Raw genomic sequence first — 22,134 nt, 5'->3', positions numbered from 1 at the left:
GATCGAAATGTGTACAATCTGTATACACGTGACACGACGAAGCGGCAAGCAAGGGTGCCGTCGACGTCGACAGGCTGGTGACGTGGGCCCTATAAGGTCGGGAACAGCGAGGGGGACGGCGGGTGGCGAAGGACGGGCAGCGGAAAGAGGCGGGCGAGACGGCGCATCGGCGCGGCTTCGGCGTCTCGGCCGTCTATGACGCGCTGAAGCGCGATATCCTCGACATGGCGCTCGCCCCCGGCGACCCGCTCGACGAGGTCGGCCTCTCGGCCCGCTTCGGCCTGTCGCGGACGCCGGTGCGCGAGGCGCTGGTGAAGCTGGTGGCGGAGGGGCTGGCGACGACGCTGCCGAACCGCAACACCATCGTCTCGATCATCGACTATGCCGGATTGCCGGACTATCTCGACGCGCTGATGCTGATGTACCGGGTGACGGCGCGGCTGGCGGCGGAACGGCGGAGCGATGCCGATCTCGCGGCGCTCAGGGCCTGCCAGAACGAGTTCGTCGCGGCGGTTTCCGCCTCCGACGCCATCGGCATGATCGAGACCAACCGCGCCTTCCACCTCGCCATCGCGATCGCCGGCGGCAACCGCTACTACACGGATCTCTTCGCCCGCCTGCTCAACGAGGGCACGCGGCTGCTCCGGCTCTATTACCTCACCTACGAGGACCACCTGCCGCAGGAATTCGTCGACGAGCACGAGGCGCTGATCGCCGCCATCGCCGCCGGCGACCGCGACCGCGCCGAGACGCTCGGCCGCGACCACGCGGCGCAGATCGTCCGCCAGATCCAGAGTTTTCTGGCCCCGACGACGGGCGTCGAGATCGGGCTGTAGGGGGCGTTTCCCCGTCGCGGGTATTTGCTCAGTCCCCCTTCACCTCTCCCATGGGGAGAGGTCGACGCACAACGTGCGGCGGGTGAGGGGTTCAGCCTTCTCCGGTGAGGTCACAACCCCTCACCCGACCCTGCGGGCCGACCTCTCCCCATGGGAGAGGTGAAGGAAGGTCGGGCAACCCCAAAATAAAAAAGGCCGGCCACCCATCGGGCGGCCGGCCTCTTGTCTCAGCGAAGGATCGATCAGGCCGGGACGCCGGCCTCGAGGCGCTTGGCGATCAGCGTGCGGAGGGCGCGCAGGTCCTTGGCGAACAGGCGGATGCCTTCCGAGAGCTTCTCGGTCGCCATCTGGTCCTCGTTCATCGCCCAGCGGAAGCTCTTCTCGTCGGCCGAGATGGCGGCGATCTTCTCGCCCGTATTGGCCGGGTCGAGCTTGCGCACCAGCGTGCCGTTGTCGGCGGCGAGCTTCTCGAGCAGGGCCGGGGCGATGGTCAGGCGGTCACAGCCGGCCAGAGCCTCGATCTCGCCGGTCGAGCGGAAGGAAGCGCCCATGACGACGGTCTCGATGCCGTGCTGCTTGTAGTAGCTGTAGATCTGGCGGACCGAGAGGACGCCCGGATCCTCTTCCGGCTCGAACGTCTTGCCGGAAGCCTTGACGTGCCAGTCGAGGATGCGGCCGACGAAGGGCGAGATCAGGAACACGCCGGCCTCGGCGCAGGCGACCGCCTGGGCGAGCGAGAACAGCAGCGTCAGGTTGCAGTCGATGCCTTCCTTCTGGAGGATCGCGGCGGCGCGGATACCCTCCCAGGTCGAGGCGAGCTTGACGAGGATCTTCTCGCGTGGGACGCCGAGGGCGTCATAGGCGGCGATGATGTCGCGAGCGCGCTTTACCGAGCCTTCCACGTCGAAGGAGAGGTCGGCGTCGACCTCGGTCGAGATGCGGCCGGGAACGAGCTTCGACATCTCGGCGCCGAAGGCGACGGCGAGACGGTCGGCAACATGCGCCGCGACGGCGTCCTGCGTGCCGCCCTGCTTGCGGCCCCAGGCGATCGCGCTCTCGATGACGTCCTGGTAGGCCGGCAGCTCGGCCGCCTTCAGGACGAGCGACGGGTTGGTCGTGCAATCGACCGGGCGATAGGTCTTGATGGCCTCGAGATCGCCGGTGTCGGCAACGACAACGGTCATGGCTTTAAGCTGATCAAGTTTCGAGGTCATAGGACACTCCTCCAATCTGACGGCTACGCGTTCGCGCTTGTACTGGGCACGCTTCTACCTGGCATATGAGCATCCCGGACGACAAATGGAAGCGCGAAATTATCTTCGCGAACCGAATGCTGGGGTGCAATTCGCCCGGTAGCGCCCTCCGGCATTGCATTCCGCAACGGGAGTGGCGACGCTGACCGTTCGATGGCCGCCCAATGGCCGCATTGCCCCAAGGTTCCCATCAATGTCGAAACATTCCCTCGCCGGTTCCTGGACACTCTCGAACGATGATTTGGATGCATTGGGGGCCATTCAGGTTCCCGGCGACGTGCATTCCGCCCTCGTCGCCCTCGGCCGGATTCCGAGCCCCTATGCCGCCATGCACGAGGCCGAGATCCAGTGGGTCGGCGAGAGCGCCTGGGAGATCCGCCGCCATTTCGAGATCGGCGCCTCGGCGCTCGCCGGCCGCTGGGCCGTGCTGGAGCTCGAATTCGTCGATACCTTCGCCGAGGTGTTCCTGAACGACGCGCCGATCGCGACGCTCGGCTCCTGCTTCCTGCGCCATCGCATCGACGTCACCGAGGCCCTGAAGCCGGGCACGAACGAGATTCGCATCCGCTTCGCGCCGGCCGGGGCCGAGGCGATCGCGCGGGCAGAGAGGCAGCCCTTCCCGATCCCCTGGAGCGTCTCGAACAACCGCGTTCCCGACCTCAACATGATTCGCAAGCCGCAATGCCATGGCGGCTGGGACTGGGGGCCCTGCCTGATGGTGGCGGGCATCTACGCCGAGCCGGTGCTGCGCTTCTACGAGGCGGCGCGGCTCGAAGCGGTGCAGATCCGCCAGCGTCACCACGCCGACGGCACGGTGACCGCGATCGCGGCGATTGAACTTGCCGCCAAGGCGGACGGGACGTTCCCCGTGACGTTCGAGCTCGCCGGCAAGACGGCGACGGCGACCGTGAAGGTCTCGGCGGAGCATGGCGGCAAGGCGGAGATCCCGCTCGACATCGGCACGCCGGATCTCTGGTGGCCGGCCGGCCATGGCAAGCAGCCGCTCTACGACGCCGTCGTCACCATCCCCGGCGACAGCGTCCGCCGCCGCGTCGGTTTTCGCACGCTGGAGGTGGTGACCGAGAATGACGAGGTCGGCGCCTCGATGTTCTTCCGCGTCAACGGCGTCGACATCTTCGCCAAGGGCGCGAACTGGATTCCGGCCGACGCGCTACCCGCCGCGATCACGGCCGGCCGCATCGAGGCGCTGCTCTCCGCCGCCGTCGAAGCGAACATGAACATGATCCGCGTCTGGGGCGGCGGCTTCTACGAGTTCGACGCCTTCTACGACGCCTGCGACCGGCTCGGCCTGCTGGTTTGGCAGGACATGATGTTCTCCTGCTCGCAATATCCCTCGACGCCGGACTTTTTGGCCGAGATCGACGCGGAGCTGCGCTACCAGATCCAGCGCCTCTCCAGCCGGCCGTCGATCGCGCTCTGGTGCGGCGACAACGAGGTGATCGGCTCGCTCAACTGGTTCGAGATCTCGCGCAATAATCGCGACCGCTACCTGGTCAATTACGACCGCTTCAACCGCGCCATCGACAAGGCGGTGCAGGATACCGACCCCGACCGGCGCTTCTGGCCATCCAGCCCCTGCAACGGCGACATGGACTATGGCGACGCCTGGCATGACGATCGCTCGGGCGATCTGCATTTCTGGGACGTCTGGCACTCGAACAAGAATTTCGAGCACTACTACACGGTGAAGCCGCGCTTCTGCTCCGAGTTCGGCTTCCAGTCGTTTCCGTCGATGACCGGCATCCGCGCCTTCGCCGAGCCGGAGAGCTGGAACGCCACCTCTCCCGTCATGGAATTCCACCAGCGCGACGGCGCCGGCAATTCGCGCATCCTCGACACCATGGCGCGTTATTTCCGCGTGCCGTCCGGCTTCGAGAGCTTCGTCTACCTCTCGCAATTGCAGCAGGCGCTGGCGATCGAGACGGCGGTCCGCTACTGGCGCAGCCTGAAGCCCCATTCGATGGGCGCGCTCTACTGGCAATTGAACGACGTCTGGCCGTCAATCTCCTGGTCGTCGATCGACCATTCGCTCGCCTGGAAGACGCTGCATTATCACGCCAAGCGCTTCTTCGCGCCCGTCGCACTCGCCGCCCGCCTCGACGACGGCGAACTGATCGTCCGCGCGATAAACGACCGGCACCGCGAGGTGGCGCTGGCGACGCGGCTGCGGAGCTTCCGGCTCGACGGCACGCTGATCGACGAACGGACCGTCAAGGGCCATGTACCGCCCGACCGCGCCATCGAGATCACAACGATCACGGCACCCGCCGCGCAGGACCGCTTCTACGTTGTAGACGCGGAGGTCGACGGCGTCGCGGCGCCGGAGCGCCAGATCGTCGTCTTCCCGGACGTGCCGAAGCGGTTCGAGCTGCCCGAAGCGAACGTCTCGGTGCGTGAGGATGGCCCCGGCCGCTTCACGCTTTCGAGCGACGCGCCGGCGTTCCATGTCCGGGCCGAGGCGGAGGGGATTCCCGGCCATTTCGACGATGCGAGCTTCCTGCTGCTGCCGGGCGAACCGCGCAGCGTCGCCTTCAAGCCGGAGGCAGGCCACCGCCCGCCGACGGCGGCGGACCTCACCATTCAGCACCTGCGCGGGACGTATCGGTAGGGCCCGGATCGACCTCTGCAAAACACCACCCTCATCATGCTGAGGAGGCCCGCAGGGCCGTCTCGAAGCACGCAGGGAGGCCGTGCAATCGGCAAGTTGCCCCTCGACCGTGCGTCCTTCGAGGCCCGATCTGCGCTCGGGCACCTCAGGATGATGGAAATCGAGCGTCGCATGACGGATGGACAGGGATGCGCGAAGTGAGAAAGGGCTCCCCTCCCCGAAAACGCCATTGCGTTTTCGACCCTCCCTCGAGGGGAGGGTTCAGGCGGCATGCGCTTCCCCCCAAAAAGAAAACGGCGCGGAAATCCGCGCCGTTCCAGCCTGAAATCAGGAAGCTTCTAGCGGTACCAGCCGCCCTGGATGAAGACCCAGCGGCCATTGCGCCAGACCCACTGCGGGTCCCGGTGACGCCAGCCCGGACGGGACCGTTCCCAACCGCCGCTGACCCAGACATAGCGGCCACGGCTCCACTGCCAGTGACCCGGCACCCAGACATAGCCGCGGCGCGGCGGAGGCCGGCGCTCCATGCGCGGCTGCGGCGGCCGGCCGTTCGGACCGGATCCCGGCCCGCCCCACGACTGCGCTTCGGCCTCGCCCGCGGCGATCGTCGCCAGCGGAGCGGCAGCGGCCGCGGCCAGCAGGCCCGTCAACAGAGAACGTCGAGAAAGCATAGTCATCCATCCCATCACTTTTGGACGCGGAAACGCACCCGGATACCACCCGCAACCGGTTTAACGCGCGAGCGCGGCGCTTCCGTCGCTCCGGATGCGAAAAAAATCAGAACTTGTAGCCGTTCTGGTCGAGGAACAGCTTCAGCCGTTCGGGGAACTTCAGAACCTTGAGATCCTTCTTGGGGCAGCTGTCGACGTCCGGCCCGGTCAGGCAGGCCTCCTCGCCCTCGTCCGACTTCAGGTCCCAGTGCTTCTTCAGAGCCTGGAACGCCTGCTCGCCCTCGCCGGCGCGCACGCTCTGCGCCACCCAGCCGGCCAGGAAGCCGGGCGATTTCCAGCGCTGGTCGGGATCGGCGCCGTCTTCCAGCTGCTTCAGCCATTCGCGATGCGCCTTGGCGAAGCGCGGCTCGTTGGTCACGTCGACGACCTTGCCGTCGCGCACCGTCCGGATCACCAGCGGCGCGGCGCTGCAGGCATAGCAGTCGAAGGCGTAGAGGAAGCGGTTGTCGACCGTGACGATCTCCGCCACCCCGTCATTGTCGAGGTCCTGCAGATAGTCGCCGTCGCCGTCGAAGGCGCCGACGTCCACCGCCACCCAGCCCTTGGCTGTTTTCGTGGCCACGACGACCTCCGAGCAGCAATGCGCGCCGCCGGTATAATTGCTGAGATAGACTTCCTTGGTGTCGTTGGTCGGATCGATCTCGGCGATCGAGGCGCTCATGCCGGGCACCGACATGCCGGAAGTGGAGCCGACATGCTCCAGCACCATCTTGCCGTCGACGCTGACCTGGAACACGGGCACGTCGTCGTCCGGATCGATGTTGGGGCGGCGCTCCTGGAACACGCGCACCGAGATGGCGCCATCGGAGACGGTCGCTTCCTTCGCGCCCTCGGCAAATTCCGTGGTCGGATATGGCGAGACCTGGGTGACGTCGTCGTCGGGCTCCTCCTGCGCGAACACGGCGCCGACCGACACCGCCATCGCCGCCGCTGCCACCAGGCCGACGAGGCCCGACTTGCCGAATACAGATCCGCTGCGCACGCTCTTTATCCCTGGACTTGACCCCACCCAACGCAGTCTAGCGACACCGCCTTCCGCCGAACAGAAGTTGATGCCACCATCCCCGTTCCAATGACGCGCCCGATCCGGCGCGATCCGCCCGAACACCCGCCCATGCAAGGAATTCCTCATGTCCGACGTCGTTCCGCCCCGCACCGGCGGCCGCCTCCTCGTCGAGGCGCTGGAGTCGAATGGCGTCGAGCGCGTCTTCTGCGTGCCCGGCGAAAGCTTCCTGGCCGTCCTCGACGCGCTGCATGATTCGGCCATCCCCGTCACGGTCGCCCGCCATGAGGGCGGCGCGGCGATGATGGCCGATGCCTGGGGCAAGCTTTCCGGCCGCCCCGGCATCTGCTTCGTCACCCGCGGCCCCGGCGCCACCAACGCCGCCGCCGGCCTGCATGTCGCGATGCAGGACTCGACGCCGATGATCCTGTTCGTCGGCCAGGTCGGCCGCTCGATGCGCGAGCGCGAGGCGTTCCAGGAGATCGACTACCGGCGGATGTTCGGTGACGTCGTCAAATGGGTGGCCGAGATCGACCAGGCGGCGCGGATCCCCGAGTTCCTCTCCCGCGCGTTCCATGTCGCGACCTCTGGCCGCCCCGGCCCGGTCGTGCTGGCGCTGCCGGAGGACATGCTGCGCGAGACGGCCGCCGTCGCAACCGTCGGCGCGTCGGAACCGATCGAGACCTATCCGGGTCTGACCCAGACGGCGCAATTGCAGAAGCTGCTCTGGAAGGCGGAGCGGCCGCTGCTGGTTCTCGGCGGTTCGCGCTGGAGCGACCCGGCGATTGCCTCGATGCAGCGCTTCGCAGAGCGCTTCGACCTGCCGGTCGGCGTGTCGCTGCGCCGGCAGGGGCTGTTCGACCACGAGCATCCGAACTTCGCCGGCGAGGTCGGCATCGCCATCAACCCGGCGCTGGCAAAGCGGGTGAAGGAGACGGATCTCCTGATCCTCGTCGGCGGCCGGATGAGCGAGATGCCGTCCTCCGGCTACACGCTGCTCGACATCCCCGAGCCCCGGCAGACGCTGGTGCATGTGCATGGTGGTTCGGACGAGCTCGGCCGCGTCTATCGCCCCGCGCTCGCCATCAACGCGACGCCGAACGGTTTTGCCGCCCAGCTCGAGGCCGTGCACCCGCCGGCGACGATCCGCTGGAGCGCCGAGACCCGCGCCGCCAACGCCGCCTATCGCGACTGGTCGGACCCGAAGCCGCGCAATGTCGGCGGCGTCGAGATGGGCGCGGTGATGCGGACCCTACGCGAGGTACTGCCCAAGGATGCCGTCATCACCAACGGCGCCGGCAACTACGCCAACTGGGTGCATCGCTATCATCGCTTCCGGGGTCCGAAGACCCAGCTCGCGCCGACCTCCGGCTCGATGGGTTACGGCCTGCCGGCGGCGGTCGCCGCCAAGCTGCGCTTCCCCGAGCGCACCGTCGTCGCCTTCGCCGGCGACGGCTGCTTCCAGATGACCGGACAGGAATTCGGCACGGCGGTGCAGGAGGGCGCGGCGATCCTCGTCGTCGTCGTCGACAATGGCATGTACGGCACTATCCGCGCGCATCAGGAGCGCAATTATCCCGACCGCATCGAGGCGACGAAGCTCACCAATCCGGACTTCGCGGCGCTCGCCCGCGCCTATGGCGGCCATGGCGAGACGGTGGAGCGGACGGAAGATTTCGCCCCCGCCTTCGAGCGCGCGCAGGCGAGCGGCAAGCCGGCCATCCTGCACCTGAAGGTCGACCCCGAGGCCATCTCGCCCTCGGCCACGATCGCGGAGATCCGGGGGAAGAGGTTGAAGGAGTAGGATAGGTCTGCGCCGATCCGCTCCGAGCGCAACTCCCGTGAACGCGGTTGAATGGATCCCTGCTTTCGCAGGGATGACGGCTGAGCGTGGTCGTTCGGGAAGGGAACAAAAGGGGCGCAGGTGCGCCGCCGACAGACCCTTGCAGCTACTCCGTCGTCATCCATCCCGCTCCGTCATCCCTGCGAAAGCAGGGATCCATACAGCCGCGAAATGGGGCGCCAAACCGCGGCAGCCCTGTCCGGCAACCGGATCCCGGGTCAAGCCCGCGATGACGGCTGGGGCAGGCCCTAGGGACGGAGCTCTAAAACAGGCTTTCCTGCGTCGGCGGCTTTGGCTTGGCGGCGCGCTTCGGGCGCGGTTCGGCGGCGCCGCCGGTGGCGATCGCGCCGATCTTGCCGTCCTGGAACTCGATCGTCAGCGCCTCGCCGCTGGAGACCTGCGCCGCCGCGCGGACCGTCTTGCCCTCGGCATCCGTCACCAGCGCGAAGCCGCGCGCCAGCACGCTGCGATAGGAGAGCGTCTCGGCCAGCCGCCAGGCTCGGTCGAGCCGGTCGCGATTCCGCTCGACGATGCGGATGAACGCGCGGCCGCCACGGCCGTCGATATCGGCGATCTGCACCGCGCCGCGCGCAACACGCTGCGACAGCGGCTCGATCCGGAGGCGGCCGGCGATGCGGGCGAAGAGCGCGCGCTTGCGCTCGGCATGCACTTCCAGCGCCCTTCCCTGCCGTTCGCCGAGCGCGGCGAGCCGGTCTCGGGCCCGAACGGTCAGCCGGTCGAGCGAGGCGGGCGACAGGCGACCGGCGGTCCGCTCCAGCTTGCCGCGATGCGCCAGCGTGTTGGCGCCGAGCGCGCGGCCGATGCGGGCGGCGAGCTCGTCGAAGGAGCGGCGCGGAATGGCGAGCAGATCGTCGAGGCGCGGCAGGGCGCGGGCGGCAGCGCGGAGCTCGCGCCGGCGTCCCTCGACCAGACGCAGCATGGCGCCGTCGAGCCGGCGGCCGAGATCACTCACCGTACCCAACAGCTCCGAGCGCACCGGCACGGCCATTTCGGCAGCGCCCGTCGGCGTCGGCGCGCGCAGGTCAGCGGCAAAATCGATCAGCGTCGTGTCGGTCTCGTGGCCAACGGCGGAGATCAGCGGGATCTGCGAATTGGCCGCCGCGCGGACCACGACCTCCTCGTTGAAGCCCCAGAGATCCTCGAGGCTGCCGCCGCCGCGCGCGACGATCAGCACGTCGGGACGCGGGATGGCGCCACCGGGGGCGAGCGCGTTGAAGCCGGCGATGGCCGCGGCTACTTCCGCCGCCGACGTCTCGCCCTGCACGCGCACCGGCCAGACCAGAACGCGGACGGGAAAGCGGTCGTCGAGACGATGCAGGATATCGCGGATGACGGCGCCGGTCGGCGAGGTGACGACGCCAATCACGCGGGGCAAGTAAGGGATCGGCCGCTTGCGACCCGAATCGAACAGGCCTTCGGCGGCGAGCTTGCGCCGGCGCTCCTCGAGCAGCGCCATCAGCGCGCCGACGCCGGCCGGCTCCAGCGACTCGATGACAATCTGGTATTTTGACGAGCCCGGGAAGGTGGTCAGCTTGCCAGTGGCGATGACCTCCATGCCCTCTTCGGGCCGGAAGCGCAGCTTGCCGAAATTACCCTTCCAGATCACCGCCTCGATCTTGGCGCGGTCGTCCTTCAGCGCGAAATAGGCGTGGCCCGAGGAATGCGGCCCGCGATAGCCCGAGATTTCGCCGCGCACGCGGACGAAGCCGAACGCGTCCTCGACCGTGCGCTTCAGCGCCATCGAGATCTCGGAGACGGAATATTCGCCGGCGTTGTGGACGGGATCGGTCAAGTCGGTCGCGGCCCTTCTTCATGCCGCCGAGACGTGCCGACGGTATCTGCCGGTCCTGAATGCCCCCGCCGCCCGCCCCGGTCAAGCCGGCAGCCGCGCCACCTTGCGGCGCGGCCGGGCTCCGCGCTATCGAAGCGCATGTCGCGCTATGATTTCACCACCCAACGCCTGTTCATCGATGCCCCGCTCGACGCGGGCGCCCGCATCGTCATGGACAAGGGCCAGACCAACTATCTCGTCAACGTGCTCCGCATGCGCGAAGGCGACCCGGTGCTGATCTTCAACGGGCGTGATGGAGAGTGGCGGGCGACGCTCGCCGAGGCCGGCCGCAAGGGCGCCGTGCTGACGGCGGACGAGCGGAGCCGCGAGCAGACGCCGCCCTCGACGCTCCACTACCTGTTCGCGCCGATCAAGCAGGCGCGGCTCGACTACATGGTGCAGAAGGCGGTCGAGATGGGCGCCGGGCTGATCCGCCCCGTGATCACCCGCCGCACCCAGGTGACGCGCCTCAACGACGACCGCGTCGTCGCCAACGCGATCGAGGCCGCGGAACAATGCGGCGTGCTGTCGATCCCCGAGATCGCGCCGGCCGAACAACTCGCCGCCCTGCTCGCCCGCTGGCCGAAGGACGAGCCGGAGCGCCGCATCATCTTCTGCGACGAGGACGAGACGGGCGCCGATCCGGTATCGATCCTGCGGGCACTTCCAAAGGGCCCGCTCGCCGTGCTGATTGGTCCCGAGGGCGGCTTCTCGCCGGAGGAACGCGAGACGCTGCACGCCCTCCCCTTCGTCACGGCGATCCCGCTCGGGCCCCGCATCCTGCGCGCCGACACCGCGGCCGTCGCCGCGCTGGCCCTGGTCCAGGCGGTCGCCGGCGACTGGATCGAGAGCTAGCCCGGAAGAACCAGCCGGGATTTGTCTGTATATTTTCGGATAGACCGCTCACAAAATCGTGACCAGCACGGTCGACGATAGTCCAGAGCAATGACGACGTTTTCCGGCAAGAGGAAAGCCTGGTCCGGATAGACTAATTCTACCTTAGAATCAGTCTAACTTTGAGCCAAATGCGGTTCATCTGGTTGACCTCACTTCGCGATGATGGGATGGAGCCAGCGCCGGTCGCCGATACACGATGGCGGCCAGGGTTCCGCCCCCTCAATGAACGGAGTTCACTATGCTGAGCCTGACCCGCCTGATCCAGGGCGCCGCCGCCGCTGCGCTGCTTGCGACGACCACGCTTTCCGCCCAAGCGGCCGGCGAAGTGCAAGCCCCCGGCGAGGTGAACGTCTACACGACCCGCGAACCGGGCCTGATCCAGCCGCTGCTCGACAGCTTCAGCAAAGAGACCGGCATCAAGGCCAATGTGATCTTCGTCAAGGAAGGTCTCGCCGAGCGCGTCGCCACCGAAGGCGCCAATTCGCCGGCCGACCTGCTCTCCGTCGTCGATTTCGGCAATCTGATCGAGCTTGCCGATCGCGGCCTGACCCAGCCGATCCAGTCGGCCGTGCTGGAAGAGGCGATCCCCGCCAATCTGCGCGACGCGGACGGCCAGTGGTTCGGCCTGTCGATGCGCGCCCGCGTCATCTACGCCTCGAAGGACCGCGTCACCGACGAGACGCTGACCTATGAGGATCTCGCCGATCCGCGCTTCAAGGGCAAGGTCTGCATCCGCTCGGGCCAGCACCCCTACAACACCTCGCTGATCGCGGCCGTCATCGCCAAGGACGGCCCGGACGCGGCCAAGGAATGGCTCGGCGGCGTCAAGGAAAACCTCGCCCGCAAGGCCGGCGGCGGCGACCGCGACGTGGCGCGCGACATCCTCGCCAATCTTTGCGACGTCGGCGTCGCCAATTCCTACTATGTCGGCCTGATGCGCTCCGGCAAGGGCGGCCCCGAGCAGGTCGAATGGGGCAACGCGATCCGCGTCATCCTGCCGACCTTCAAGGACAAGGCGGGCACGCATGTGAACGTCTCGGGCGCAGCCGTTGCCAAGAACGCCCCGAACAAGGAGAACGCCGTCAAGCTGCTGGAATTCCTCGCATCCGAGCCGGCCCAGGAAATCTACGCCAAGGCGAACTTCGAATATCCGGTCCGCGCCGGCGTCGCCGCCGACCCGATCATCGCCGAGCTCGGCACGCTGACGGTCGATCCGCTGCCGCTGACCTCGGTCGCCAAGGAGCGCAAGCAGGCGAGCGAGCTGGTCGACGTCGTCGGTTTCGACGGCTGATCGGCCGCATGCCGCATCCGGCAGGCTCACCGCCCGTCCTCGCATGCCCCGGATCCTCCGGGGCATGACCGATTCCGCGATCGTGCGCCGCGCGACACGGCGCCCCGCCCGCTCCGACCGGCTCTGGCTGGTCGGCGGCGGCCTCGTGGCGCTCGTCGCGCTGGCGCCGATCTTCGGCCTCGTCTTCTTCGCCGCGCGCGGCTCCGGCACGCTCTGGCCGCACCTGATCGCCAATGTGCTGCCGGTCGCGGCGCGCACCACGGCGCTACTGCTGCTTGGCGTCGGCATCCTCGTCACCGTCATCGGCATCAGCACCGCCTGGCTGGTGACGGCCTACCGCTTCCCCGGCCGCCGCCTGTTCGAATGGGCGCTGCTCCTGCCGCTGTCGGTGCCGAGCTACGTCATGGCCTATGCCTATCTCGACGTGGTGCACCCGGTCGGGCCGCTGCAGACGGGCCTGCGCAACCTCTTCGGCATCACCGATCCGCGCGGCCTGCCCTTCCCGGACATCCGCTCGCTCGGCGGCGCGATCCTGCTGCTCGGCTTCATCCTCTACCCTTATGTCTACCTGCCGGTGCGGGCGCTGTTCGTCATGCAGTCGGCCTCGATGCTGGAGGCGTCGCGGACGCTGGGCGCCAGCCGCTTCCGCGCCTTCCGCACCGTGGCGCTGCCGCTGGCGCGCCCGGCGGTCGCCGTCGGCGTCAGCCTCGCGCTGATGGAGGCGCTGAATGACATCGGCGCGTCGGAATTCCTCGGCGTGCGCACGCTGACGGTGGCGATCTACACCACCTGGGTGACCCGCTCGTCGATCGAGGGCGCGGCGCAGATCGCCCTCGTCATGCTGGCCATCGTCTTCGCGCTGGTGGTGATCGAGCGGCTCGGCCGGCGCGGCATGAACTATTCGGGCCCGCGCGGCAACAAGCCGGCCATGCCGCAGCCGCTCGCGGGCCTCGCCGGCCTTGTCGCCACGCTTCTCTGCGCCGCGCCGATCCTGTTCGGCTTCGTCGTGCCGGCGAGCTATCTCGTCGTCTCGGCCTGGCGGCGGGTCAAGCTCGGCGGCCTGCCGGCGGAGCTCTGGATCTGGACCGGCAACAGCCTGCTCTTCGCCGCCATCGCCGCGATCCTCACCGTCGCCATCGGCCTGTTCCTGGCGACCGCCGGCCGCATGTCGCGCCGCAAGACGCTACACGGCCTGATCCGCCTCTCCGGCATCGGCTACGCCATTCCGGGCACGGTACTTGCCGTCGGCCTATTGGTGCCGATCGCCGGCCTCGACAACTGGATCGCCGAGTTGGTGAAGGGCATCTGGGGCCGCTCGCCGGGCCTGATCCTCATGAGCTCCGGCGCGGCGCTGATCCTCGCCTATTGCCTGCGCTTCATGGCGATCTCGATCGGTGGCATCGAGGCGGGCTTCACGCGCATCTCGCCTTCGATCGACATGGCGGCGCACAGCCTCGGCGCCGGCCCCGCCCGGCTGATGGGCGGCATCCACGTGCCGCTGCTGTCGCCGGCGCTCGCCGCTGCCGGCCTGCTCGTGTTCGTCGACTGCATGAAGGAACTGCCGGCAACGCTGCTGCTGCGGCCGTTCAATTTCGAGACGCTCGCGACTTACGTCTATGGCGAGGCGGCGCGCGGCACCTATGAGGACGGCGCGATCGCCGCGCTCGTCATCGTCGTCATCGGCATGCTGCCGGTAGCCCTGCTCGCCCGCGCCGGGACGCGGGATCGGCGGCGGCCGGTGGTGGGCTGACGAAGAAGGAAGACCCTCACCCAACCCTCTCCCGCAAGCGGGCGAGGGCTTTTTGGCCGGCGGATCGTCAAGGCCGAGTTCAAGTTTTCAGGATAAGCACAGCGATCGAGCGCGTCCCCTCTCCCGCCCGCGGGAGCGGGTCAGGGTGAGGGTCTTTCTTTCCTCTAGACCGCCAGCTCGGGCAAATCCCGGAACAGCGCCAGCGCCTCGGGGTTGGCGAGGGCCTCCTGGTTCTTCACCGGGCGGCCATGCACGATCTCGCGCACGGCGAGTTCGACGATCTTGCCGGACTTGGTGCGCGGGATGTCGGCGACGGCGAGGATCTTCGCCGGGACGTGGCGCGGCGAGGCCCCGCTGCGGATGCGGTCGCGGATCGTCTTCTCGAGCGCCGCGTCGAGGATGGCGCCGTCGCGGAGCCGCACGAACAGCACGACGCGGACGTCATTGTCAAAATCCTGGCCGATCGCCAGCGCCTCCAGCACCTCGGGGATCGGTTCGACCTGGTTGTAGATCTCGGCCGTGCCGATCCGCACGCCGCCCGGATTGAGCGTCGCGTCCGAGCGGCCATGGATGATCAGGCCGCAATGCGCGGTCCACTCGGCGAAATCGCCATGGCACCAGACATTGGCGAAGCGGTCGAAATAGGCGGCGTGGTAGCGGCTGCCGTCGGCATCGTTCCAGAAGCCGATCGGCATCGAGGGAAAGGCCAGCCGGCAGACCAGCTCGCCCTTGCCCTCGGCAATCGGCTTGCCGTCCTCGTCCCAGACGTCGACCGCGAGGCCGAGCCCGGGCCCCTGGATCTCGCCCTTCCAGACCGGCCGGCCTGGAATGCCGAGCACGAAGCAGGAGACGATGTCGGTGCCGCCCGAGATCGAGGCCAAATGGATGTCGCGCTTGATGCCGTCATAGACGAAGGAGAAGCTCTCCGGCGCCAGCGGCGAGCCGGTCGAGGTCATCATCTGGAGCGTCGACAGGTCGTGCGTCTCGATCGGCCGGAGACCTGCCTTGTGCACGGCGTCGAGGAACTTGGCGGAGGTGCCGAACATCGTCATCCGCTCGGCGTCGGCATAGTCGAACAGGATATTGCCGTCCGGATGGAAGGGCGAGCCGTCATAGAGCAGCAGCGTCGCGCCGGTGGCGAGGCCGGAGGCGAGCCAGTTCCACATCATCCAGCCGCAGGTGGTGAAGTAGAACAGCCGGTCGTTCTCGCCGATGCCACAATGGAGATGGATCTCCTTGATGTGCTGGAGCAGCGTACCGCCGGCCGAGTGCACGATGCATTTCGGCACGCCGGTCGTGCCGGACGAGAACATCACATAGAGCGGCGCGCCGAAGGGCATCGGCGTGAAGGCGACCGGCTTCGCAGTGAAGGGCGCGACGAAGTCGTCGAGCGCGACACCCTGCGGGAGCTTCGCGGCGGTGGCGGCGGCCGTGCCGATATAGGGCACGATCACCGTCGCCCGGACCGAGGGCAGGCCCGGCACGATCTCGGCGAGCTTGGGCGAGATGTCGATCGTCTTGCCCGCGTAGTAATAGCCGTCGCAGGCGATGAACACCGTCGGCTCGATCTGGCCGAAGCGGTCGAGCACGCCGCGCGGGCCGAAATCCGGCGAGCAGGACGACCAGACCGCGCCGATCGAGGCGGTCGCCAGCATGGCGGCGATCGTCTCCGGCATGTTCGGCATCATGGCGGCGACACGGTCGCCCGGCTTCACGCCGGCGGCGACGAGCGCCTGCTGCAGGCGCGAGACGAGGGCGTGAAGATCGTCCCAGGAGAGCCGGCGCTTCACCCGCTCCTCGCCCCAGAACACCAGCGCGTCGCCCGTGCCCGTCTTCTTCAGCAGGTTTTCCGCGAAGTTCAGCGTCGCGTCGGGGAAGAAGCGCGCGCCCGGCATGCGGTCGCCGTCGACGAGCCGCCGCTCGCCCTTGTCGCCTGCGACGCCGCCAAAGTCCCAGACCAGATCCCAGAACCCGGCGCGATCCTCGATCGACCAGCGATGCAGCGCGTCATGGTCGGGCAAGGCGCGCCCGGAGCGCTCCGCAGCGCGCTCCCGGAACCGCGTCATCGGATGCGCCGCCATGCGGGCCGCCGACGGCGTCCAGAGCGGCTGGTCGATGACTTCGTCGGCGGTCTCGGGCGTCATGGCGGCAACGGTCCTCCCCAGAATGGTTGCAGTGCGGCAAAAAATGCGTCGACAGCCCATGGATATCCGCAGCAAATCCCCGAGTCACGCTCGAAACCGCACCGGCGCGGCAGAGAAAAGCCTTGCGAAATCGCGGATTTCTGCCTATCGGGAAGCCGGTTGGCCGTAACAGCTTCCGAAACGTCAGGGGCAGTCGTCACCGGGTCCTATGAAAAAAATCCTGCTAGCCATCCTGACGATTCTGGTCATCTGCGTCGGCTTCGTGCTGATCGCGCCCAAGCTCGTCACCATCGAGGCGGTCCGGCGGTCCATCACGCGCGAGGTCGCGGGCTGGAGCGGAAAGACGCTGACCTTCGAAGGAACGCCGACCGTTTCCTTCCGGCCCTATCCGGTCGTCACGTTCCAGAAGGTGCGGATCGGCTCGGGACAGGATGCGCAACCGCTCGTCGTGATGGACTCGCTGAGGGCGGAGCTCGGCCTGCTGCCGCTCTTCATCGGTCATGTCCGGCCGTCGGCGCTGGAGCTTGAGAAGCCGGTCTTCCGTTTCGCCGTCGACGCCAAGGGCACGCCGAACTGGACCCTGCCGCGCTCCCTGCTCGGCGAGTCCGAGCTCGGCCGGCTGATCATCCGCGCGGGCACCATCCACTACGTCGCCGCCGATCGGCCGGAAGTGGTGCTTTCCCGGGTGAACGCCGACCTGAACTGGCCGGATCCGAGCACGACGGCCAGCGTCAAGGGCAGCGCGACCTGGCAGGAAGAGACCTTCGATTTCAACGGCTCGGTCGGCGCGCCGCTCGACCTCGTCGCCGGCAACCGCTCGACATTGCGCTTCGCCGTCGCCTCGACGCCGCTGCGCGCCTCGTTCAACGGCACGGTGCGCAACCTGATCCAGCCCGAGGGCGAGGGACAGCTGACAGTGACGACGCCGTCGATCCGCCGCCTCGCCGGCCTGTTCGACATGCCGATGGAAGAGGGCTCGACGCTCGGCAGCGCCTCGATCGAATCGCAGGCGAGCCTCGCCCTCAACACGCTGACCTTCGCCGACGCCAAGATCAGCGTCGACGGCAATGACGGCGAGGGCGTGCTGTCGATCGGCTTCGCCAAGGCGCGTCCTGCCGTCCAGGGCACGCTCGCCTTCGAGAGCCTCGATCTTTCCGCCTATGCCGAGGCGCTGGCCAGCGCCGTGTCGGCGGCACGCGCGGCGCCCGACCAGCCCTTCCCGGTCAGCGCGCTCAACGAGGGCGACGTCGATCTGCGCGTCTCGGCCTCGCAGGTGCTGCTCGGCAGCGCCCGGCTCGGCCGCACGGCCGCCTCGGCGACGATCCGCGACGACCGGCTGACCCTCTCGGTCGGCGAGGCGCAGCTTTATGGCGGCCGCCTGTCGGCCAGCCTTTCCGCTTCGCTCAAGGATGAAGCCGCGTCGACCTCGCTGCAGGGCCGCGTCGACGGCCTGCCGGTCCGCGCCGCGCTCTCCGACCTCTTCGGCATCAGCCATATCGACGGCACCGGCAGCGGCACGGTCAATCTGTCGGCGCACGGCACCAGCTGGAACGGCCTGATGGCGTCGCTTTCCGGCGGCGGCCGCGCGACGATCAGCGACGGCACGTTCGACGGCGTGAACATCGGCGCGCTGTCGCAGAAGATCACCGCCGACGGCATCATCAGCGGCAATCTGCTCGGCGGTTCCACCAAGTTCACGCAGGCCGACGGCACCTTCACTGTCGATGCGGACCGGGTCACCGCCTCGTCGATCGTGGTGAAGGGCAGCGGCTATACCATCGACCTCTCGGGCGAAGCGCCGCTGCAGGTCCCGACGATCAGCGCGCGCGGCGATCTCGCCATCGAGCGCAGCACCGGCGCGGCCAGCACGTCGATCAACGTGCCCTTCGTGATCGGCGGCAGCTGGGATCATCCGACCCTGGTGCCCGACTTCAGCGGCATCGCCCGCCGAAGCGGCAGCAGCGACAGCCTCGTGCCGTCGCCCCTGCCCGACTGATCGCTTCCCAAGCGGCGGACGGCGGCGGAGCCGTCACACCATCCGGCGGATCGTCTTCTTGCGCCAGACAAACTGGTAGTAGCTCGCCTGCAGGGCGAGCATGACGATGTAGGCGATCGGATAGGCCGCCCAGACGCCGTTGATGCCATAGATGCCCGACAGTCCGTAGGCCACCGGCACCTCGACGAGGACGATCGCCACGATCGAGATCAGGGTCGGCACCAGCACCGTGCCGCTCGCCCGCATGACGCCGGCGAGCACGCTCGACATGCCGAAGAGGATGTAGCCCCAGAGCACGATGTGCAGCAGCGTCTGCGCCAGCTCGATCACCGGCTCCGAGGTGATGAAGAAGCCGATCAGCGTGCGCGAGAACAGATAGCAGAGCGCGATCAGGCTACCGGTGATGATCAGGGTCAGCTGGAGGCCGGTCTTGGTGATGATCCCCAGCGTCTCGACCCGGCCGGCGCCGATCGCCTGCGCGCCAAGGATCGACACGGTGATCGCGACCGAGATCGCCGGGAACTGCACGTAGTTGATCACCATGTTGACGGTGCCGTAGGCGGCGGTCGCGTCCGAGCCGAAGGAATTGACCAGCGCCAGCACCGCGATCTCCGCCAGCGAAACGAGGACGAGCTGGACGCCGGACGGAATGCCGATCTTCAGGACATTGCGCAGCAGCTTCCAGTCGATGCGGAGATGCCGGATCAGCACGGCATCCGGCGCCAGCGGATGCTTGCGCCGCCGCATGTGCACGGCGAGCCAGGCGAGCGCCACCAGGAAGGAGAAGATCGAGGCATAGGCGCCGCTGACGACGCCGAGCTTCGGCAGGCCGAACCAGCCACGGATTAGCGCCGGCGTGACGAGAAGTCCCGTCCCCGTCGAGATCGCCAGCGCATAAAGCGGCGTCACCGTATCGCCGACGCCCCGCATCATCGACGTCATCAGCAGGAAGACGAACAGGCCCGGCATGGCGATCAGCATGATGCGGGCATAGGCCGTCGCATCCGGCAGGATATCGGCCGGCGTGCCGACGAATTTCAGCACCGGCGCGGTGAAGGCGCCGCCGAACACCGCCACCAGCGCGCCGAAGAGCATCGACACCGTCAGCACGGTGCCGGCGACGGCCTTGACCGTCTCCAGCTTCTGCGCGCCATAGGCCTGGCCGATCAGCACCGAGGCGCCGGCGCCGAGGCCGATGGTGAAGGAGATGAACAGGAACAGGATCGGGAAGAAGGCGGCGACGGAGGCGAGCGCGCCGACGCCGATCATCTGGCCGAGATAGATGTTGTTGAGCGTGCCCGACAGCGCCTGCAGCACGTTGCTGAGGATCATCGGCCCCAGGAAGACGAGGAACGCCCTCCACAGCGGCGGCAGCGACATTTCAATCTCCGAGGGGATCAGGCGGTTTCGAAGGCGGGGCCGGCGAGCTTTTCGGTGTGATCCCTGACGTCAACCGGCCAGGCCTCGATCAGTTGCCCGAAGCGGGCCCGATCGCCGGCGAAAAGCGCCCGCGTCGCGTCCTCGTAATGCGGCAGGTTGCCGGCCATCGCCGTCATGAAGAGCAGCGTCGCCTCGCGCGCCTGGCGCATGCGATCGATCCCCTCCGAGGCGCGCCGCGCCTCGTCGACCAGCCGCCGCAGCGTCACCGAAGCGCCGCCCGGCTGGGCCGTCAGCCACGCCCAGTGGCGCGGCAGCAGCGTGACCTCGCGCGCGACGACGCCGAGCTTCGGCCGGCCCGGGCCGCGCGCCGGCGCCACGGCCTCGGCCGCCTCGCCGGGTTCGGCCGGCGGCTGGTTCAGCCGCTCCAGGACTTCCTCGGGCGAGCCGCGAAAGTCGACCTCGATCGGCCGGCTGGTCTCGTCGTCGAACAGCAGGACGGGCTCGCCGCCCTGCTCCATCGCGGCCTTGCTCTTCAGCGCGACCTCCGGCAGCACGCCGGAGGCAATCCGCGTCAGGCCCTGGAAGGCCGTGCAATAGATGGTCCTGGCCACGCTCATCGTGATGTCCTCTGTCGCAGAGGTCTTAAATTACCCGGATAGAATATTTGCGTCAATAATACCCGGGTAAATTATCCGTGATGGCTGAAGCCGCTTTAGCCGAGTTGCAGCGCCAGCCGCTCCGCCCGCTGGCGCTCGACCTCGCGCCTTTTGGTGACGACCGACGCGATGATGACGCCGGTCGCGACGATGGCGATCAGGATCGAGCAGATGGCGTTGATCTCCGGCGTCACGCCGAGCCGGACCTGGCTGTAGATCTTCATCGGCAGCGTCGTGGCGCCCGGCCCCGTCGTGAAGCTCGAAATCACCAGGTCGTCGAGCGACAGCGTGAAGGCCAGCATCCAGCCCGCCACCACCGCCGGCAGGATCAAGGGCAGCGTGATCGTAAAGAAGGTCCGGAACGGCGGGCAGCCGAGATCGAGCGCCGCCTCCTCCAGGCTGCGGTCGAAGGTGACAAGGCGCGACTGCACGACGACGGCGACGAAGCACATGGAAAAGGTGATGTGCGCCAGCGTCAGGGTCCAGAACCCGCGGGCAAAACCGATGGCGACGAAGAGCAGCAGCATGGCGAGGCCGGTGATGACCTCCGGCATGACGAGCGGCGCATAGACCATGCCGGAGAACAGCGTGCCGCCCGGAAAGCGGCCGAAACGCACCAGCGCGATCGCCGCCAGCGTGCCGAGGACGGTGGCAATCGTCGCCGACAGCAGCGCGACGCGAATGGTCACCCAGGCGGCGTCGAGCAGGCCCTGATTGCTGAGCAGCGACACGTACCATTTGGTCGAGAAGCCGCCCCAGACCGTCACCAGCTTGGAGGCGTTGAACGAATAGATCACCAGAAGGACGATCGGCAGATAGAGGAAGGCGAAGCCGAGCGTGATCGAGGTGACGTTGAACCAGGAAGCGCCGCGTCTCATCGCGCCGCTCCCAGCGGGAGGGCCACGAAACCGCGCGAGAGAAGCGCAAACCGGGCAAACGAATATGTCAGCATGGGCCTACTCCGTCGCTTTCTTCTGCGCGTTCTGGAACAGCATGATCGGGATCACCAGGATGGCCAGCAGCACGACGGCGACCGCCGAGGAAACCGGCCAGTCGCGGTTCGAGAAGAACTCGGCCCACAGCGTCTTGCCGATCATCAGCGTGTCGGAGCCGCCGAGCAGGTCCGGGATGACGAACTCGCCGACCGCCGGGATGAAGACGAGGAAGCAGCCGGCGACGACTCCGGGGATCGACAGCGGGAAGGTGATCTTCCAGAACGCCTGGATCGGCGGGCAGCCGAGATCGGCCGCCGCCTCGAGCAGCGTCTCGTCGAGCTTCTCCAGCGTCGCGTAGAGCGGCAGGATCATGAAGGGCAGATAGGAGTAGACGATGCCGATATAGACGGCGAGCGTCGACGGCAGGATGTTGAGCGGCTCGCTGATGACGCCGAGGCTGAGCAGCAGCTGGTTGAGCAGCCCTTCCGGCTTCAAAATGCCGATCCAGGCATAGACGCGGATCAGGAACGAGGTCCAGAACGGCAGGATCACCAGCATCAGGAGCGTCGTCCGCCACTCCTTGCGGGCGCGCGCCATGCCATAGGCGATCGGATAGCCGATCAGGAGGATCAGGAAGGTCGAGACCAGCGCGATCTGCAGACTCGACAGATAGGATTTCCAGTAGAGCGCGTCCTCGGTCAGGAAGACGTAATTGTCGAAGCTGAATTCCTGGATCTGCTCCCAGAGCGCGCCAAGGCCGGAGGTGAAGTCCAGCGCCGGCGTATAGGGCGGCATCGAGATCGCCGTCGTCGACAGCGAGATCTTCACCACGATCAGGAACGGCGCCAGGAAGAGCACGATCAGCCAGAGATAGGGGATCGCGACAACCAGCCATCGCAGCGGCGAATGTCCGGTATTGCGGTTGGTCGTGGCCATCA

The 22,134-nt window shown here is 67.7% G+C and carries 16 protein-coding genes; 7 read left to right on the top strand and 9 right to left on the bottom strand.

From position 1 onward, the window contains the following. The first annotated feature begins 122 nt into the window (after positions 1–122). Entirely contained in the window at positions 123–836 is a 714-nt protein-coding gene (locus K32_RS02305) for a GntR family transcriptional regulator (RefSeq protein ID WP_201402470.1), read from the top strand. A 242-nt stretch (positions 837–1,078) separates the two neighbouring features. Here the strand turns inward: K32_RS02305 and tal are convergent, their stop codons facing one another. Continuing rightward, on the bottom strand, positions 1,079–2,050 hold the full coding sequence (gene tal, locus K32_RS02300) for a transaldolase (protein ID WP_201402469.1): 972 nt from the start codon (positions 2,048–2,050) through the stop codon (positions 1,079–1,081). Between the two features lie 232 nt (positions 2,051–2,282). On the opposite strand from tal, the gene K32_RS02295 reads away from it, so the two are divergent. Then, positions 2,283–4,718, top strand: a complete 2,436-nt coding sequence (locus K32_RS02295) for a glycoside hydrolase family 2 protein (RefSeq protein ID WP_201402468.1) — start codon at positions 2,283–2,285, stop codon at positions 4,716–4,718. Between the two features lie 338 nt (positions 4,719–5,056). On the opposite strand, the gene K32_RS02290 is transcribed toward K32_RS02295, so the two are convergent. Together K32_RS02290 and K32_RS02285 are read right to left on the bottom strand one after the other, a co-directional pair. Beyond that, a complete protein-coding gene (locus K32_RS02290) occupies positions 5,057–5,389 on the bottom strand; it encodes a YXWGXW repeat-containing protein (RefSeq protein ID WP_201402467.1) in 333 nt (110 codons plus the stop codon). A gap of 106 nt (positions 5,390–5,495) precedes the next feature. Next, positions 5,496–6,431: a hypothetical protein gene (locus K32_RS02285; protein ID WP_201402466.1), complete on the bottom strand. Its 936-nt coding sequence runs from the start codon at positions 6,429–6,431 to the stop codon at positions 5,496–5,498. A gap of 148 nt (positions 6,432–6,579) precedes the next feature. Between K32_RS02285 and K32_RS02280 the strand changes: the two genes are divergently transcribed. After that, entirely contained in the window at positions 6,580–8,256 is a 1,677-nt protein-coding gene (locus K32_RS02280) for a thiamine pyrophosphate-binding protein (protein ID WP_201402465.1), read from the top strand. A 301-nt stretch (positions 8,257–8,557) separates the two neighbouring features. Here the strand turns inward: K32_RS02280 and xseA are convergent, their stop codons facing one another. Then, positions 8,558–10,057 carry an exodeoxyribonuclease VII large subunit gene (xseA, locus tag K32_RS02275; protein ID WP_244669954.1) on the bottom strand — a complete coding sequence of 500 codons (1,500 nt, stop codon included), beginning with the start codon at positions 10,055–10,057 and terminating at the stop codon, positions 8,558–8,560. 189 nt (positions 10,058–10,246) lie between these two features. Between xseA and K32_RS02270 the strand changes: the two genes are divergently transcribed. The 3 genes from K32_RS02270 (at position 10,247) to K32_RS02260 (ending at position 14,085) form a co-directional block, all read left to right on the top strand. Continuing rightward, positions 10,247–11,002 carry a 16S rRNA (uracil(1498)-N(3))-methyltransferase gene (locus tag K32_RS02270; RefSeq protein WP_201402463.1) on the top strand — a complete coding sequence of 252 codons (756 nt, stop codon included), beginning with the start codon at positions 10,247–10,249 and terminating at the stop codon, positions 11,000–11,002. A 280-nt stretch (positions 11,003–11,282) separates the two neighbouring features. Continuing rightward, positions 11,283–12,335: a Fe(3+) ABC transporter substrate-binding protein gene (locus K32_RS02265; RefSeq protein WP_201402462.1), complete on the top strand. Its 1,053-nt coding sequence runs from the start codon at positions 11,283–11,285 to the stop codon at positions 12,333–12,335. Positions 12,336–12,399: 64 nt separating this feature from the next. Then, entirely contained in the window at positions 12,400–14,085 is a 1,686-nt protein-coding gene (locus K32_RS02260) for an iron ABC transporter permease (RefSeq protein ID WP_201402461.1), read from the top strand. 164 nt (positions 14,086–14,249) lie between these two features. Here the strand turns inward: K32_RS02260 and K32_RS02255 are convergent, their stop codons facing one another. Next, positions 14,250–16,229, bottom strand: coding sequence for an acetoacetate--CoA ligase (locus K32_RS02255; protein ID WP_201402460.1), 1,980 nt, complete (start codon positions 16,227–16,229; stop codon positions 14,250–14,252). 208 nt (positions 16,230–16,437) lie between these two features. Here K32_RS02255 and K32_RS02250 point away from each other — a divergent pair, with 208 nt between their 5' ends. Next, entirely contained in the window at positions 16,438–18,225 is a 1,788-nt protein-coding gene (locus K32_RS02250) for an AsmA family protein (protein ID WP_201402459.1), read from the top strand. Between the two features lie 33 nt (positions 18,226–18,258). Here the strand turns inward: K32_RS02250 and K32_RS02245 are convergent, their stop codons facing one another. The 4 genes from K32_RS02245 to K32_RS02230 all read right to left on the bottom strand — a co-directional run bounded on the left by K32_RS02245 (position 18,259) and on the right by K32_RS02230 (position 22,132). After that, positions 18,259–19,605, bottom strand: coding sequence for an MATE family efflux transporter (locus K32_RS02245; protein ID WP_201402458.1), 1,347 nt, complete (start codon positions 19,603–19,605; stop codon positions 18,259–18,261). Between the two features lie 17 nt (positions 19,606–19,622). Next, entirely contained in the window at positions 19,623–20,222 is a 600-nt protein-coding gene (locus tag K32_RS02240; RefSeq protein WP_201402457.1) for a DUF2239 family protein, read from the bottom strand. A gap of 95 nt (positions 20,223–20,317) precedes the next feature. Then, positions 20,318–21,139 carry an ABC transporter permease gene (locus K32_RS02235; RefSeq protein WP_201402456.1) on the bottom strand — a complete coding sequence of 274 codons (822 nt, stop codon included), beginning with the start codon at positions 21,137–21,139 and terminating at the stop codon, positions 20,318–20,320. A 78-nt stretch (positions 21,140–21,217) separates the two neighbouring features. Continuing rightward, on the bottom strand, positions 21,218–22,132 hold the full coding sequence (locus tag K32_RS02230) for an ABC transporter permease subunit (RefSeq protein ID WP_201402455.1): 915 nt from the start codon (positions 22,130–22,132) through the stop codon (positions 21,218–21,220). Between the last annotated feature and the right edge of the window lie 2 nt (positions 22,133–22,134).

It is taken from the genome of Kaistia sp. 32K (genome assembly GCF_016629525.1).
Lineage (GTDB): Bacteria > Pseudomonadota > Alphaproteobacteria > Rhizobiales > Kaistiaceae > Kaistia.
Note: the sequence above shows the minus strand (reverse complement) of the source record. Positions and strands in the feature narration are given on the sequence as shown.